This window comes from Lentibacillus sp., from assembly GCF_035301925.1.
Taxonomy (GTDB): Bacteria; Bacillota; Bacilli; order Bacillales; family Amphibacillaceae; genus Lentibacillus.
In genome coordinates this window covers 1-15,544 of the sequence record NZ_DATGTI010000169.1, presented here as the reverse complement: position 1 = coordinate 15,544, position 15,544 = coordinate 1, and the positions used below count along the sequence as shown (strand labels likewise).

At 45.5% G+C, this 15,544-nt stretch carries 16 protein-coding genes; 1 reads left to right on the top strand and 15 read right to left on the bottom strand.

Annotated features, from left to right (window positions below):
- From VK080_RS13975 to gnd, 4 genes are all read right to left on the bottom strand, one after another.
- Window positions 1–630 (bottom strand): bifunctional 4-hydroxy-2-oxoglutarate aldolase/2-dehydro-3-deoxy-phosphogluconate aldolase (locus tag VK080_RS13975; protein ID WP_324225384.1); only part of this gene is annotated, 630 nt, incomplete at its 3' end.
- Between the two features lie 13 nt (window positions 631–643).
- Window positions 644–1,597, bottom strand: coding sequence for a sugar kinase (locus VK080_RS13970; RefSeq protein WP_324225383.1), 954 nt, complete (start codon window positions 1,595–1,597; stop codon window positions 644–646).
- A gap of 34 nt (window positions 1,598–1,631) precedes the next feature.
- Window positions 1,632–3,182 (bottom strand): gluconokinase, encoded by a 1,551-nt coding sequence (gene gntK / locus VK080_RS13965; protein WP_324225382.1) that lies wholly within the window; start codon window positions 3,180–3,182, stop codon window positions 1,632–1,634.
- Between the two features lie 23 nt (window positions 3,183–3,205).
- Window positions 3,206–4,102: a phosphogluconate dehydrogenase (NAD(+)-dependent, decarboxylating) gene (gnd, locus tag VK080_RS13960; protein WP_324225381.1), complete on the bottom strand. Its 897-nt coding sequence runs from the start codon at window positions 4,100–4,102 to the stop codon at window positions 3,206–3,208.
- Between the two features lie 251 nt (window positions 4,103–4,353).
- Between gnd and VK080_RS13955 the strand changes: the two genes are divergently transcribed.
- Window positions 4,354–5,208: a MurR/RpiR family transcriptional regulator gene (locus VK080_RS13955; RefSeq protein WP_324225380.1), complete on the top strand. Its 855-nt coding sequence runs from the start codon at window positions 4,354–4,356 to the stop codon at window positions 5,206–5,208.
- Between the two features lie 215 nt (window positions 5,209–5,423).
- Here VK080_RS13955 and VK080_RS13950 read toward each other — a convergent pair whose 3' ends face one another.
- From VK080_RS13950 to VK080_RS13900, 11 genes are all read right to left on the bottom strand, one after another.
- Entirely contained in the window at window positions 5,424–6,392 is a 969-nt protein-coding gene (locus tag VK080_RS13950) for a sugar phosphate isomerase/epimerase (protein ID WP_324225386.1), read from the bottom strand.
- Window positions 6,392–7,435, bottom strand: a complete 1,044-nt coding sequence (locus VK080_RS13945; protein ID WP_324225379.1) for a Gfo/Idh/MocA family oxidoreductase — start codon at window positions 7,433–7,435, stop codon at window positions 6,392–6,394. The genes VK080_RS13950 and VK080_RS13945 overlap by 1 nt, the downstream gene beginning before the upstream one ends.
- Before the next feature lies 1 nt (window position 7,436).
- A complete protein-coding gene (locus VK080_RS13940) occupies window positions 7,437–8,450 on the bottom strand; it encodes a Gfo/Idh/MocA family oxidoreductase (RefSeq protein ID WP_324225378.1) in 1,014 nt (337 codons plus the stop codon).
- A 13-nt stretch (window positions 8,451–8,463) separates the two neighbouring features.
- A complete protein-coding gene (locus tag VK080_RS13935; RefSeq protein WP_324225377.1) occupies window positions 8,464–9,180 on the bottom strand; it encodes a ThuA domain-containing protein in 717 nt (238 codons plus the stop codon).
- A gap of 59 nt (window positions 9,181–9,239) precedes the next feature.
- A complete protein-coding gene (locus VK080_RS13930; protein ID WP_324225376.1) occupies window positions 9,240–10,061 on the bottom strand; it encodes a carbohydrate ABC transporter permease in 822 nt (273 codons plus the stop codon).
- Window positions 10,062–11,402 carry an ABC transporter permease subunit gene (locus VK080_RS13925; RefSeq protein WP_324225375.1) on the bottom strand — a complete coding sequence of 447 codons (1,341 nt, stop codon included), beginning with the start codon at window positions 11,400–11,402 and terminating at the stop codon, window positions 10,062–10,064.
- A gap of 126 nt (window positions 11,403–11,528) precedes the next feature.
- Window positions 11,529–12,845, bottom strand: a complete 1,317-nt coding sequence (locus VK080_RS13920; RefSeq protein WP_324225374.1) for an ABC transporter substrate-binding protein — start codon at window positions 12,843–12,845, stop codon at window positions 11,529–11,531.
- 149 nt (window positions 12,846–12,994) lie between these two features.
- A complete protein-coding gene (locus VK080_RS13915; RefSeq protein ID WP_324225373.1) occupies window positions 12,995–13,741 on the bottom strand; it encodes an SDR family oxidoreductase in 747 nt (248 codons plus the stop codon).
- A gap of 13 nt (window positions 13,742–13,754) precedes the next feature.
- Window positions 13,755–14,738 (bottom strand): LacI family DNA-binding transcriptional regulator, encoded by a 984-nt coding sequence (locus VK080_RS13910; protein WP_324225372.1) that lies wholly within the window; start codon window positions 14,736–14,738, stop codon window positions 13,755–13,757.
- A gap of 66 nt (window positions 14,739–14,804) precedes the next feature.
- Window positions 14,805–14,951: a hypothetical protein gene (locus tag VK080_RS13905; protein ID WP_324225371.1), complete on the bottom strand. Its 147-nt coding sequence runs from the start codon at window positions 14,949–14,951 to the stop codon at window positions 14,805–14,807.
- A gap of 447 nt (window positions 14,952–15,398) precedes the next feature.
- Window positions 15,399–15,544: cation:dicarboxylate symporter family transporter (locus VK080_RS13900; RefSeq protein ID WP_324225385.1), on the bottom strand; the 146-nt coding region annotated here is incomplete at its 5' end.

Here is a 15,544-nt window from a genome sequence, read left to right as displayed (position 1 = left end):
ACCTTCAATCGCATCGATAAATTGTTTCGCGTTTGCCGTTATCGCTTGCAAATCTGCATCTGTCAGCGGTGATCCGGTCTTGACAAGTGCACTGCCAAGCCCCGCTGCCATAGCACCTTTGTCAAAATACTCCCGGACGTTTGACAGATTCACGCCACCGGTTGGCATCAACGGAACATGCGGAAGTGGTCCAAGAACATCTTTAATATAGCCTGGTCCCACCGTTCCTGCAGGGAATACTTTAACCAGATCTGCGCCGTGTTCATAGGCCGTCAAAATCTCCGTTGGTGTCATAGCTCCCGGAATGCTGAGTACCCCATTCCGTTTCGTCAGCTTAATCGTTTCAGTGTTAACAGTTGGTGAGAAAATGAACGTCGCGCCTGCCATAATTGCACTCCCGGCTGACTCTGCATCCAAAACTGTTCCTGCACCAACAATCATGTCACCATCAAATGCGTTATTCAGTTCACCAATCACTCTTTCAACACGCGGTGTGTCCATTGTTATTTCCATAATGCGGATTCCACCGGCATAAAGTGCTTCAGCTATTGGCATCACATCATCAGGATCTTCCCCGCGCACAATCGCAACCAGCTTATGATCCACAATTTTTTGCATTGTATTTAACATGAAAATACTCTCCTCATCGTTCGACATCTCCACGGCCCCGGTTATGCATAAAGTCAAGCAGCCGGTCTTTTTCAGGCAATCCCTCGACATCACCCGCTGCCATGATTGCCATGGCTCCGACGGCGTTTCCTCTCTGAACTGAATCGTTTAGCTCCAAACCATCAAGCAATCCGGATAGAACACCGGCTGAAAACCCATCTCCGGCACCAACCGGGTCAACTACTTCCGAAACCCGAAATCCTTCAACATATCCTTCAGTGTCTTCAGCCAAATAGTACGCGCCTTTTTTGCCTAATTTCATAATGACTGCTGATGCATTTTTTTTAATAAACTGCCTGGCAAGCTGTTCCGTTGATCCGCTTCCGAATAGAAATTCCGCTTCTTCAATTCCCGGCAGCACGACGTCAGCTTTTGAGACCAGCTCGATCAATACCGTCCTGGCCTTATTCTCCGACCATAGTTTTCGCCTCAGATTCGGATCAAAAACCACTTTTACATGATGCTTTTTCGCGTATTCTATTGCGGTTAAAACGGTTTCATAGCAACTCTCGCTCAGTGCTGGTGTAATTCCGGTTACAAGCAAATATTTCGCACCGGCAATATAGGATTCATCCACATCTCCCGGTTTCAGCCTGCTGGCCGCCGAACCCTGACGATAATACTTCACCCGCCATTCACCGGGGGCCAGCTTTTCCTTGAAAAAAAGACCCGTATCAGCTGTCTCATCAAAGGCCACCTGACTCGTATCAACCCCTTCGCCGCGAATAAACGAACGGATTTTTTTGCCGAATTCGTCATGGCCAAGACGGCTCATCCACCCCGTCTGAGCGCCGAGTCGTGCAAGACCAATCGCCACATTTGATTCGGCACCTGCCACACGACTCGAAAAACGATCGGTATAACGCATTGGACCGGCGTTTTCCGGGGTGAAAAGCACCATGGTTTCCCCGATTGTCACAACATCCATCCACTTCACCTCTTTCAATGCTTAAACAACAGTATTATTCCTGCCCCAAATGTTTGCGCTGAAATGAAGCGATACTTTCATACTCCTCAGTAAGCATCCGTGACAGGCGAATATATATAGGCAGTAACTCCCGGTAGATTTCTGAAGCTTTCCCATCAGGAGAATGCGTCTTGGTATTGCCGACCATATCCGACATAACACTGAAGTCATCAATTTCTCCTATTGCATACATTCCCAGCACAACTGCTCCGAGACAGGAACTTTCAAAGCTTTCGGGAACAATAACCGGTTTATCAAAAATATCCGCCATCATCTGCCGCCATGTTTCAGACCTCGCAAAACCACCTGTTGCCTGGATACTTTTCGGTTCGCCGGTCAATTCTTCAAGTGCCAGCAACACCGTATACAGGTTATAGAGTGTTCCCTCCAGCACCGCACGTACCATATGCTCCTTCTTATGATGGATACTTAATCCGAAAAATGACCCGCGGGCGCTGGCATCCCAGATTGGAGCACGTTCCCCTTTCAGGAACGGGTGAAAAATCAAACCATCCGACCCTGCGTTTACACCCGAAGCGATTTTTGTCAGCACATCATATGGATCAATTGATAATCTTTTTGCCGTTTCGACTTCTGCAGCAGCGAATTCATCACGGAGCCACCGTAAAATAATCCCACCATTATTAACCGGACCACCAATTACCCAATGGTTTTCGGTCAGGGCATAGCAAAAAATCCGTCCTTTTGGATCAGTTTTTGGCTCATTATATACCGTCCGAATGGCACCACTTGTGCCGATTGTTACGGCAATAACACCTTCATCAACCGCATTGACGCCAAGATTGGACAGAACGCCATCACTCGCCCCGATAACAACCGGAACATCAGCATCAATCCCCATGTATGTAAGATGTACCCCGTTAATGCCATTCAACTGATGTGTGGTCGGGACAATTTCAGACAGCTGATCACGTGAAATGCCCGCCAGCTTCAGTGCTTCATCATCCCAGTCAAGCGTCTCCAGGTTAAACAAACCGGTCGCAGACGCAATCGAATAATCGACAACAAACTTTCCAAAAAGTTTATAAAAGACATAACCTTTTATCGAAATAAATTTTTCCGCCTTATTGAGGATATCCGGCTTGTTCTCTTTCATCCAAACCAGTTTCGTCAATGGGGACATGGGATGGATCGGCGTCCCGGTCCGTAAATAAATATCATGACCGCTGTATTCTTCTTTGATTTTTCGGGCGTATTCAGCAGCTCTTGTATCCGCCCATGTAATGCTGTTTGTCAATAATTTTCCATCGCTGCCTAAGGCAATCAGGCTGTGCATTGCGGAACTGAATGATATTAAACGAAGTTGATCTGACGAAATGTTACTTTTGCGCATGACTTCCCGAACAGCCGTAAGTACGGCATTAAAAATTTCTTCCGGATCCTGTTCCGCCACTAATGTATTTGGCGTATACAACGGGTAATTGACAGTATGATCTTCTTTTACTTCACCGTTTTTTTGATAAAGTACTGCCTTTGTACTCGTTGTTCCAATATCGACTCCCAGATAAAATCCCTGCTGATCCATCGTTCTTCCTCCTAATTTAACAACTACTTCTTCACAACTTCGTGGCCGCCAAATTCATTCCTTAGGGCAGCGACAACTTTGCCTGTAAACGTGTCATCCTCCTGTGAGCGGTACCGCATCATCAACGACAATGCAATTACCGGAGCAGCAGTTTGTAAATCGAGTGCTGTTTCCACCGTCCACTTGCCTTCACCGGACGAATTCATCACACCGCGAATGTCATCCAGGTTGGCATCCTTGGAAAACGCACTTTCAACCAATTCCATCAGCCAGGATCGGATAACAGACCCATTGTTGAATACCCTGGCAACCTGTTCATAGTCGTAATTGAATTCACTTTTTTCCAGGATATCGAACCCTTCGCCGATTGCCTGCATCATGCCATATTCCATACCATTATGGACCATTTTCAGAAAGTGTCCGCTTCCGCATTTTCCGGTGTAAAGGTAACCATTATCAATTGACACATCACGGAACAACTGCTCAATTTCCTTAAATTTATCCTCATCACCACCAATCATTGTACAAGCGCCTGACCTGGCACCTTCCATACCGCCACTCGTACCGCAATCAAAGAAATAAATTCCATACTCCTTCAATTTTTCGGCATGCTTAAGTGTATCTTTATAATTGGAATTGCCGCCGTCAATCAATATATCTCCGGCATCGAGGAGCGAAGTTAGTTCATCGATAACCGCTGTCGTAATCTCACCTGCCGGAACCATCAGCCATATTTTTCTCGGTGAGGGCAAGCTTTTAACAAGTTCATGTAAAGACTCGGCAAGCTGAAAATTTTTGCTGTCAACGCTTTCAATCGTCGCAGCATTTTTATCAAACCCCACTACTTTATGCTCGTGATCCAATAAGTTTAATGTTAAGCTAAATCCCATTTTTCCGAGTCCTATCATTCCTATTTCCATGATGTCCTCCTGTTATCGAGTAAATTTTTTTCATTTAATAAAAATTATATCAAATTTTTTTCCGTATGCAATATTTTATTAAAACAAATTTTCATATATAATATAAAGTGAAACTTCATTTAGTAGGTGTTTTTTTCCACTGAATGTTAGTTGAACGAATCTGACATTTAGGGTCTGTTAGCCGCCGGAGTTTGGCGGGTTACTGAACATAGATGAGTGATAAACACAGCTTACTGATAAGGGGAATAATTATGGTCAACAATAACCAGCACTGCCTTGCCAGCATTCGAAGCAATTACGGGAAATTCAGTGATAAAGAAAAAGCAATTGCCGATTTCATTTTAGAGAATCCCCAGAAAATCATTCACCATACGATTAATCAAGTATCCGAAAAACTGGGGATTGCAGAATCAACCGTTTTCCGTTTCTGTCAGAGAATTGGTTTCAAAGGATTTCAAGCTATGAAAATTGCACTTGCAGCTGAAATTGTAACACCAATAAAAGATATCCATGAAAATATTAATGAAAAGGACAGCATCGGAACCGTTACCGGAAAAATTTTCCGTTCCAACGTTAAAACGATTGAGGATACACTCCATATCCAGGATGAAATGATGATTGAGGGGGCTGTTGAAGCCATTTTGCGAGCAGAGAAAGTACAATTTTTCGGAAGTGGCGGGTCCGCCCTTGTGGCACTGGACGCCTATCACAAGTTCATCCGCAGCGGCATTGACGTCAGTGCTAACTTGGACTCACACATGCAGATTATGTCTGCATCCCAAATGACGAGTGATGACCTTGCCATTCTCATTTCACATAGCGGATCGACAAAAGATTTGCTCGATATCCTTCAGGTTTTAGAAGAAAATGAAATACAAACGATCGCTATCACAAATTTTGCTAAATCACCACTCACCGAAAAAGCAGACATTTCATTGTACACTGTCGCTGAAGAAACCGATTTTCGTTCGGAGGCACTGTCATCAAGAATTGCCCAACTGTCCATCATTGATGCGCTTTACACGAATGTCATGATTGCAAATAACGAAGAGAGTCAAGAGGCTTTACAGAAAATGCGAAAGGGTATCAGTCTGAAAAGGTTATGAATTGACAGCCTTCCACTCCTTATATCAATCAAGTAGGAGGGGGGGTACTAACCCCCAACCTCTCTACAGTACCATACGTACAGCTACATATACGGCAGTTCAATAACTTGAGTGTACTTTCTTGAGAAGTAGATTTTATTTTTAGACCAACTTTTCGATAATCTCAATTTTTTAATATTCTATGAAAAATTTGTTACAAGTTTCCTCACACGACTTTATGTCCACCACATTTCGCCAGGACTTTCGATAATGTTGACGGCCTTTAGATTTCGGACAGCCTGGTTAAAGCCCTCGTCAATGGACATTATGGGATCTTCATGCTCGATGCTAATGACATGATCATATTCGAACGTCCGCAATGCACTGATGATATCCGACCACTCTTTGCTGCTATGACCGTATCCAACCGAGCGGAAGGTCCATGCCCGGCTTTGCACATTGCCGTAAGGCTGCATGTCAGTCAGTCCGTACATATTTGCGTTCTCCTGATCAATGTATGTGTCCTTTGCATGAAAATGGTGAATAGCTTTTTCTTTTCCAAGAATTTTAATGGCAGCAACTGGATCAATCCCTTGCCACCATAAATGGCTCGGATCTAGATTTGCGCCAATTGCATCATTCGTTTCTTCACGCAGCTTCAGCATCGTATATGGTGTATGAACACTGAAACCGGCGTGCGGCTCAATACCCACTTTTACGCCATGGTCTTTGGCAAATTTTCCTGCTTCTTGCCAGTACGGAATCAGCTTTTTCTCCCACTGCCACTCCAAAATCTCGGAATAGGCGGTCGGCCATGGTGTTACCGGCCAGTTGGGATACTTGGAGTCATCGCCTGCACCAGGAATACCCGAAAACGTATTGACGACCGGAACACCCATCAATTCCGCAAGACGGACAGTTTTCACAAACGTATCATTTGATTTCTTCGCATGTGCTTGATCTGGGGAAACCGGATTATCATGGCAGCTGAATGCACTGATCGTCAGTCCGCGTGCTTCCAGTTTTTCCTGATAAACCTTACGCTTATCCTCGCTTTCAAGCAGTTCATCCAATTGACAGTGCGCGTTCCCAGGATTTCCGCCGGTTCCGATTTCGACAGCTTCAAGACCTGCGTTTTTCACGACATCAAGCATTTCTTCAAACGATTTCTCAGCAAATAAAACGGTGAATATACCTAGTTTCATCATGAATCACTCCTTAGACTTACACTTGTTCCACTTTCATCGCTACGATAAATTGCTTCGATGGTCTCCGTTACCTGCATCGCTTCTTCCGGTTTCACCCTTAATGACGCTTCTCCAAGGCAGCTATTTATAAAATTATGGGCCTGAGCAATTCCCGCGTTCTCTTCGCTGTCATCAACCCCAGCTGTTGAGGTCATCATTTTCCCATGATGCTGCCTGTACAGTTCAAACGGATACACACTCAACCCACCATCCGTTCCAGAAATGCTCAAAGTTTTGGTATCCTCCTTAATGTTCGCAGCCCATGAACACTCAAACAGCATGGAACCGCCGCTTTCGAATTTAATAAAGGCAGAAACATGGTCATCGACCTCAAACGTTTCATAATCAAACGTGCCCCAGTCGTTCACCTGATCGGGCGATCTGCTCAGCCGATTGTAGGAACTGCCGCTCACTTCGACAGGCACTGGGCTACCGAGCAGCCATAACGCTAAGTCTAATAAATGACAACCATAGTCAATCAGGCTGCCGCCACCCTGGAGCTCCTTGTTTGTAAACACACCCCAACCTGGCACTTTACGACGGCGGAGTGCCTGAACTCTGGTAACCAATGGTTCGCCAATGTCCCATGAAGCCTCTTTTGCAACTGCTGCAGCCTCCATAAACCGGTAATGATAAGCAACGGAAAGTAATTTGTTCGCTTTTCGGGAGGCATCGATCATTGCAGCACATTCAGCTGCTGTAATTGCCATCGGCTTTTCACACAATACATGCACGCCGTTTTCTAAAGCCTTAATCGCCAAATCCGCATGAAATTTATTCGGTGTACAAATCGTTACCGCATCTACTTCGGCTAATAAGTTCTCATAATGGTCGAAAACAAACGGGATCCCGAATGTCTCCACCGTCTCTAGCGCCTGCTCCTGGTTGACATCATGAACAGCAACCAGTTCCACCTTGTCTGGCATGCTTAAATATGCCGGGATGTGACGCTGCTGTGCAATGCCGCCAGCTCCGATAATGCCCATTTTAAGTCGGCTCATGTTATCCCTTCTTCTTTGTTGATTCCAACGCTTTCAAGATTATTTCCAGTGATTTTTTCCCTTCATGTCCATTAATCAGAGGTGCGGTATTATTCAGAACAGATTCGACAAAATGATCGATCACATGGCTTGTCGTCTGTCCGCCTTCCTCATTTGACTGGATTCCAGCCAGTTTGTACTTGACAAACTCCCCGTTAGCATATTGAACAACAAGCGAATAATCCGGATCATCTTCAAGACGAAGAATCGCTTTTTCGCAGTAGATGACTGTTGAATTATCCTCTTCAGCGGTATATGCCCAGCTTGCGGCCAAGGTCCCAACAATACCGTTTTTTGATTTCAGAATTAAAACCGCATTATCATCAACATCTGCATGTTCTTTAGCAGAGGTTTCCACGAACCCCGTAACATCAACAAATTCCTCATTCAGCAGAAAACGCATCAAATCAGCCTTGTGTACGCCAAGGTCTCCCATCGCGCCGACAAACGCCTTATTCTTTTTAAAAAACCAGCTCCTTGCCCCGTCAGCACTCCAGCCTTCCGGGCCGCCGTGGCCAAATGTGGTGCGAAAACTGTAAATTTTGCCCACTTCACCGCTCTCTATCAGCATTTTAGCCTTTTGATGCGAGGAAACAAAGCGTTGATTGTGTCCAATCATTAATTTTTTGCCGTTCCTCTCAGCCGCTTCAATCATGTCATCTGCTTCTTGTCGAGACGTCGCCATCGGCTTTTCGCACAAAACGTGACACCCGGCATTGAGCGCGGCAATCGATACCGGTGCATGAAGGTAGTTTGGCAGGCAAACACTGATTACATCTAGACTCTCTTCTACCAGCATAGTTTCATAATTGGTATAGGCCCTAGCTTCATACCGTTCCGCTATTTCCTGCCCACGCCCAGTCCCACGGTCGCAAACGGCGATGATTTCTGTATTTGGATTGTTCGCGTATTCCGGCAAATGCCGGGTTTTGGCAATGCTGCCACATCCGATAACGCCAACTCGTAATGTTTTCATATGATCAGCTCCTCTATTCAGACAAATTTTCCAAAGGGGTTACATTCCCTCGGGTGAATTCCGGTGTATCCCGGTTAATAGCCCAATCAACCCCATTCTTGATAACCCGCTGGATTTCAATGTTATAATAGGTTGGATAAGTTTCGTGCCCGGGGCGGAAGTAAAATACTTTTCCTCGGCCGCGCTTAAACGTAGCCCCGCTGCGGAAAACTTCCCCGCCTTCAAACCAGCTGATAAAAATCAGTTCATCTGGTGCAGGAATATCAAAATGCTCCCCATACATCTCTTCTTGTTCCAGTTCAATATACTCCCCGAGTCCTGCTGTAATTGGATGAGTTGGATCAGTCACCCAGATCCGCTCCTTTTCATCCGCTTCACGCCATTTCAAGTCGCAGTCCGTACCCATTAGTTTGGTAAATGGCTTGGAAAAATGCCCGGAATGCAGCACAATCAGACCCATTCCATCAAGCACACGCTCCTTCACTTTTTCAGCAATTTCATCCTCAACCTCATCATGGGCTTTATGTCCCCACCAAATTAGGACATCGGTTTCTGCCAGCACTTGTTCAGTCAATCCGTGCTCCGGTTCATCAAGTGTTGCAGTTTTCACATCATACCCTTTCTCCCGGAGGAATTTGGCTATTGTCCCATGGATACCTTCCGGATAGACTTCCGCCACTTTCGGGTTCAACTGTTCATGCCGATTTTCGTTCCATACAGTTACATTCATATTGAATCCTCCTCGTGTTCATGCAGTCCATCATACCTACTAACTTTGAATCTGCCATTCTACTCTTTCACCGATCCCGACGTCAGTCCGGACACAATCCGTTTTTGGAAAAATAGTACCAAAATAACAATCGGAATCGTCACTATTACGGTTGCGGCGGAGATATCGCCCCACGGGATAGAATATTGGCTTTGATACATGGAAATCCCGACAGGTACGGTCCGCCACAGATCATCGCTGTTAATCGTAAGAGCAAACAGATACTCATTCCAAGCCGCAATAAAGACAAGAATACCAGTCGTGAAAACGCCCGGTGCGGCCAACGGAAAAATGATTTTCCGGAACGTCTGGAATGGGCTTGCGCCGTCAAGTTTCGCCGATTCTTCCAGCTCGAACGGAATTTTTTTGAAAAAAGTTGCCAGCACCCAGATCGCAAGCGGCAGGCTAATAGTAATATACGGGATCACCAGCCCGATATAGCTGTTCCTCAGCCCCAGTTCGGTAACAAGATTAAAGATCGGTGAAATAATTGCAATCTGCGGAAACATCGATGCCGCGAGCACAACACCAAGAATCAGTCCTTTTCCGCGGATCGGAAGCCTGGTCACCGCATACGCCGTAAGCGAGGCGAACACGAGTGACAAGACTGTTGTCAAACTGGACACGACAAAACTGTTCAGCATATATCGCAGCAGTGGACGGTTCGTCAGTGCTGCTTCATAGGAATCCAGTGTCGGCTTCGGTGTAAACCATCTGAATGATGAAAAGATCTCCCCAACCGGCTTGATCGATGTCAAAAACACCCAAATGAACGGGAACATAACAAGAAAAACAAATGCTGCCAAAAAGATGTAGAACCCAATTCCTGTTCTTTTTTTCATCTAGTCCCCCCCTTTTGCACGACCTTCGAAAAGATCAGAACCAATTAGTTTCACAAAGATGAAGCTGATCAGAGCAACACTCATGAAGACAATCACTGACAGCACCGACCCCTCACCGAAGTTCTGCTGGGCGAACAGTGTCTTATATGCATAAACCGAAATCGACTCAGTCGCATTCGCTGGTCCGCCACCGGTCAAAACATAAATCAGGTCAAACACACGGAAAGCATCAAGCGTCCGAAACAAGAGTGCTACCAGTATCGATGATTTCAACAGCGGCAGGGTAATGGTCCAGAACTGCTGCCACTTGTTCGATCCGTCAACACTTGAGGCTTCATACAATGATTGCGGGATTGTTTGCAGCCCGGCCAAAAGCAGCAAAGCCATATACGGGGTCGTTTTCCAGACATCTGCCAATATAATCGAGAACATGCCACCATCTGCTGATGAAAGCAGCCACGATGAACTCGGGATAATGTGCAACTGTTCCAGATAGTGCGAGACAATTCCTGATTGCCCATCATATAAAAATCCCCACATCATAGCAGCGACCGCTGTCGGGATCGCCCACGGAATCAGAACAGATGCCCTAATCAGACCGCGGCCTTTGAATGCACGATTAATTAAGAGGGCAATTCCAATCCCGAACACCAGCTCAAACGCGACCGATACCGCGGTAAAAAATGTCGTGTTCCACAGTGATTTCCACATGCGAGCATCCTGAAGATATTTTTTATAATTGGAAAGCCCGACAAAATTCGATTCCAATATGTTGCCGGCTGTTGCACCAAGCAAATCCGCCGTCTGCTGAAACTGCTGCTTTGTTTCGTCATCGCTTGCGGATTCCGCAATAGCTGTCAGATCTTTCTGATATGACTTCAGCACCTGTCGATATTCCGCCGCAAAGTCATTATCCAGTTTGGCGTATTTCAAATCTTCATTCTTCACCGGTGTATAGCTGGCCAACAATTCATCGATCTTCTCGACTTTTTGCTTGATATCTTCATCATCAATCAGCTCGGAGTGGTGTGTATCCACGCCTTCCCGTATATCTGCAATGGTATCCTTCGTTTTATTACTATCCGTCCCCCCAGCCAACGTTTCCAACTGGCCGTCAATATAAAAATAATTATCAACATAACGTTCCAGGTCTATCGTGGCACTGAGCATACGCTGCGACCGGGCTGGATCATTGAGCCGGTAATCGAACATGCTGTTATAGAAAGATTGTGCCACTGGCCAAAGCACAACAGCAATTATGAGGATTAGTGACGGAATCACCATGGCATATCCAAGCTGTTTTTCATTTAACTGAAAACGTAACCTCTTTTTTTGTTTCATTTTGAACCTCCCTTGCACCGCACTGTCCCAGGCAGTAGCCCTTGTTTACTCCGAGCCCCTTCTAAGATGAAGAAGGCAAGGGAGAAGTCGATGCCCTCCTTGCCTTCCGCCGTCGAGTTGGATCGATTATTCTGCCATTGCTTTCTCAATTTTCGTTTGCATGTTAGCGGCAGCATCCTCTGCTGACTGTTCACCAGCCAATACTCTGGACAGCTCAATCTGCATGATGTCTGATATCTCCGGGTAGATTGGTGAAACCGGCCTTGGGACAGCTGATTGCAGCACTTCGCGGAATTCCGGATTTGCAAATAATGAGCTGACTTCCTGAACTTCCGGATCATCATACAGCTCCTTTAAGGTTGGAGGGCGTCCGCCTTCCACTGCTGAAATCTTTTGCCCTTTTGGTCCGGAAATAAATTTAACAAACTCCCATGCCGCTTCCGGATGTTCAGAGTAACGGTTGATCATCGTCATCCAGCCGCCCAGTGCTGCTGCGCTCTTCTCATCACCCTTCGGAAGCATAGTCATTTCCACCTTGTCGACCACTTCAGAGCGTTCTTCGTCATTGGATGAAGACATCATGTACGGCCAGTTACGGGCAAACACAGCATTCCCTTCAATCCAGGCATTTTCCGTCTCTATTTCCATAAAGTTCGTAATGTTGTTCGGCACGAAATCAGAATTTACAATTTCCGTCATTTTCTCGATTGCTTTGATGGTTTCCGGACTATCAACGACAACGTTATTGTTTTCATCAACGACCGCACCGCCATATGACGCGATGTATTCAATCGCATTGGTGATCAGACCCTCATACTGCGCAGCCTGCATCAGATAGCCAAATTCGGTGCCTTTTTCACCTTGAAGATCACTGGCTTTGGATATAAGCTCATCCCACGTTTTGGGAGGCTCGTCCACAATATCAGTTCGGTAGTAGAGGACTCCTGCATCCGTATATTGCGGCATTGCCCACTGTTTTCCATTAAACTTCCCTGCTGCAACCGTTCCCGGAAAGTACGCGTCCATATCGATTCCATCTTTTTCGATAAAGCGGTCAAGCTCGAGCGCGTAATTAGCCTGAGCAAATTCAGCTGGCCAGATAACATCTGCATTGAACACGTCAATTTCAGGACTCTGCGAACTGAATGCCGTTACATACTGATCATGTGACTGACCAGTGTCAGCTGGCATTTCCCGCTGCTCAACATTGATGTTCGGATGCTCCTCCTCGAATGCTTTAATGACCTCCTCAGTTGCAGGAGTTGTATCCGTGCCGCGTGCATAAACGATTGTGACCTCCTCACTACTTTCAGCATCCGCATCCTCCTCGGAGTTTTCCGAAGACTGTTTGGAATCTTTGGAACCGCTTCCATTACATGCAGCAAGAAATACAACCAGCACTAACATCAGCAACACCCACAATACTTTCCTGTTAAACTTCATGTTTCTCCTCCTTTTTAAACGATTTCACTTGATGTAATGGATATAAATCTATAATTGCTAGGCATCTATGAAATCGATTACATTTATTTATATTATATAGCATGTAAAAATTTTGTCAATCTATTTTTAAAATTCAATAACAAAAAATACTATCTTCGCGTAAATCCGCCTTCCGAATGAATAACCTGTCCAGTGATCCATGCTGCTTCTTCACTGGCCAGAAAAGTGATAAGCCGGGCTGCATCCGCAGGCTCCCCCAATCGCCCCATCAAAAATTTAGGCGCGATTTCTGCTTTCAACTCGTCTGTCATCCAGCCCGTATTAGTCGGCCCCGGATTTACAGCATTCACCGTGATGCCAAGGGGCGCAACTTCTGCCGACAAGGACAACGTAAACGCTGAAATGGCACCTTTTGTCGATCCATAGGCGAGCTCTTTAACCATCGGCCCCTGCCCTTGTCCGGATATTAGATTAATAATTCTGCCCGAATTGAGTTGAGTGTCTCGTAACATTCGGGAAAACCCGGCACACAGAAGCATTGTAGCCCGCATATTAACAGCATAGTGAGCATCTAATATTTGTGCATCGAGCTGTTCAAACCCATCACGTGTCGATTGGGCTGCATTATTGACTAGGATTGTAGGTATTCCGATCCTACTCTTCGCCTCTGCAAGAACCTTTGAAGCTGCCTCTGGAAGTGCAAGATTAACTTCCATACAATCAGATTGAATGCCTTTTTGCTCGAGTTCTTTCCGAAAACCACCCGGCCACGTTTCATTGGCCATCCAATACGTAAAAAATACATCAATTCCCTTTTTAGCCAATTCACGACAAACCGCCGCACCAATCCCTTGTGAATGACTGACACCAGTGACAACAGCAATTTTACTCTCCATACGGCGCCTCCTCTCACGTTGATTCGCGAATCGTCAATTCATGATCCAACATGATACTTTCCACTTTATTTCCAAGGATTTTGTTAATGATCATACCAGCCGCAATCGTCCCCATACGATACCTCGGCTGAGCGACCGTCGTTAGTGTCGGATGTGTCATATTTGAAAAACCGATCTTATCAAATCCAATTACTGCAATATCCTGCGGCACAGATAGTCCTTTTGCATTGATTTCCTTCAGTGCACCGATTGCAAAGATATCCGATACCGCAAAAATTGCATTAGGCTTCTCGTCCTGTCTGAACAGCATTCGCACTGCCTGTTGCCCGCTTTCAAACTCTAGACTTGCCGTATGATAAATCCATTCCTGCCTAACCGGAAGCCCAAATTCCTGCAGTGCTTTTTCATAGCCGCGTCGCCGCTCACGTGCATACAAAAATGTCTCATCTGAATTAATCAGTGCGATGTTCTTCCTCCCCAGTTTCACAAGATGCCTCACTGCCTGATAGGCTGCCAGTTCATTGTCAATCGTCACATAGGGGATCGCCCCCTCCTCATCGTATTCGCTGCATTGTACAATCGGATAATTCGTGGCAAGTTCCGTCAATCTATCCTTGTTGACTGTTGGATCCATAGAAATGATCCCATCTGCCAAATGATTTCGCACCATATTGAAATAAATTGTCTCACGCTTGGGGTTCGAGTCCGTCTCACATAGCAGGATATGGTATCCCTTATCTATCGCCGTATCTTCAATTCCGTTGATGATTTCCGAATAAAAGGGGTTTGAAATGCTCGGCAGCATGACAAGCAGCAGCTTCGTTTCCAAGTTTCGCAGATTGCGTCCGAGTGCACTAGGCTCGTATCGCAATGCATCAATCGCCTTGTCCACCCGGTCCTTCGTTTGCTCAGTAACTTTTGCATTGTTATTGATCACCCTGGAGACCGTGGCGACTGAAACCCCAGCATGTCTCGCAACTTCATGAATTGTTGCCATGGGCACACCCGCTTTCTTTTTGTAATCGATTACATACATAAATAGTATATACGTGATCATGGTTTGTCAATGACAATTCATTTTTAAGTTTTCTAGATCACCCAATTTTTTCGTAATCTTTCTTATCGCTTCTGGTGTGTATAAAATCATTCCGTAATATCTTGTCTCTTCTCTTCCCTCATCAGCAACTGCCGCAGTTATTTTTTCCTTCAATACATCTAATCCTACATATTTTGTGCTATAATGGCTCCTTTCGTAATTTTGCTCCGATTTGGTTTTGATTTATCAATCAACATTGCCAAATTAACCTGCAAAATTACGATTAAGGAGCCATTTTCATTCATGATAGCTCATCTCGATGCCCTTGGCTTAGCCTTTTGACATCAATACCTATATAGGAAGCAGAGAGAGCTCAATGGATTACACCATACATTTTCACCTAATCCAGCCCTCATAACACTTTGAGCTATCAGCTATTCAGATTTACTGTTTTGCACAGTCCCCGCTCGCGTGCCAACATGGATATCAGTCTGCTAGGGATTTGCTCTCAGCTCCTTCTCACGATCATCGCACTATCTGTTAGATACTACTTACCGGCTGTTCGGACACAGTCGAGACTTACCCTATAGCGTATGTGCTGCCACTCGCGAAAGAAACCTATCACTTCTCTGTTTGCATGCCATTCTTTTCACTTGCATCAACGACAACACTCGCAGCCGCATCACCTGTGACATTGACAGCAGTTCGCATCATATCCAATATACGGTCGATTCCACCTACCAGTGCAATTCCGGCCAGGGGCAAAT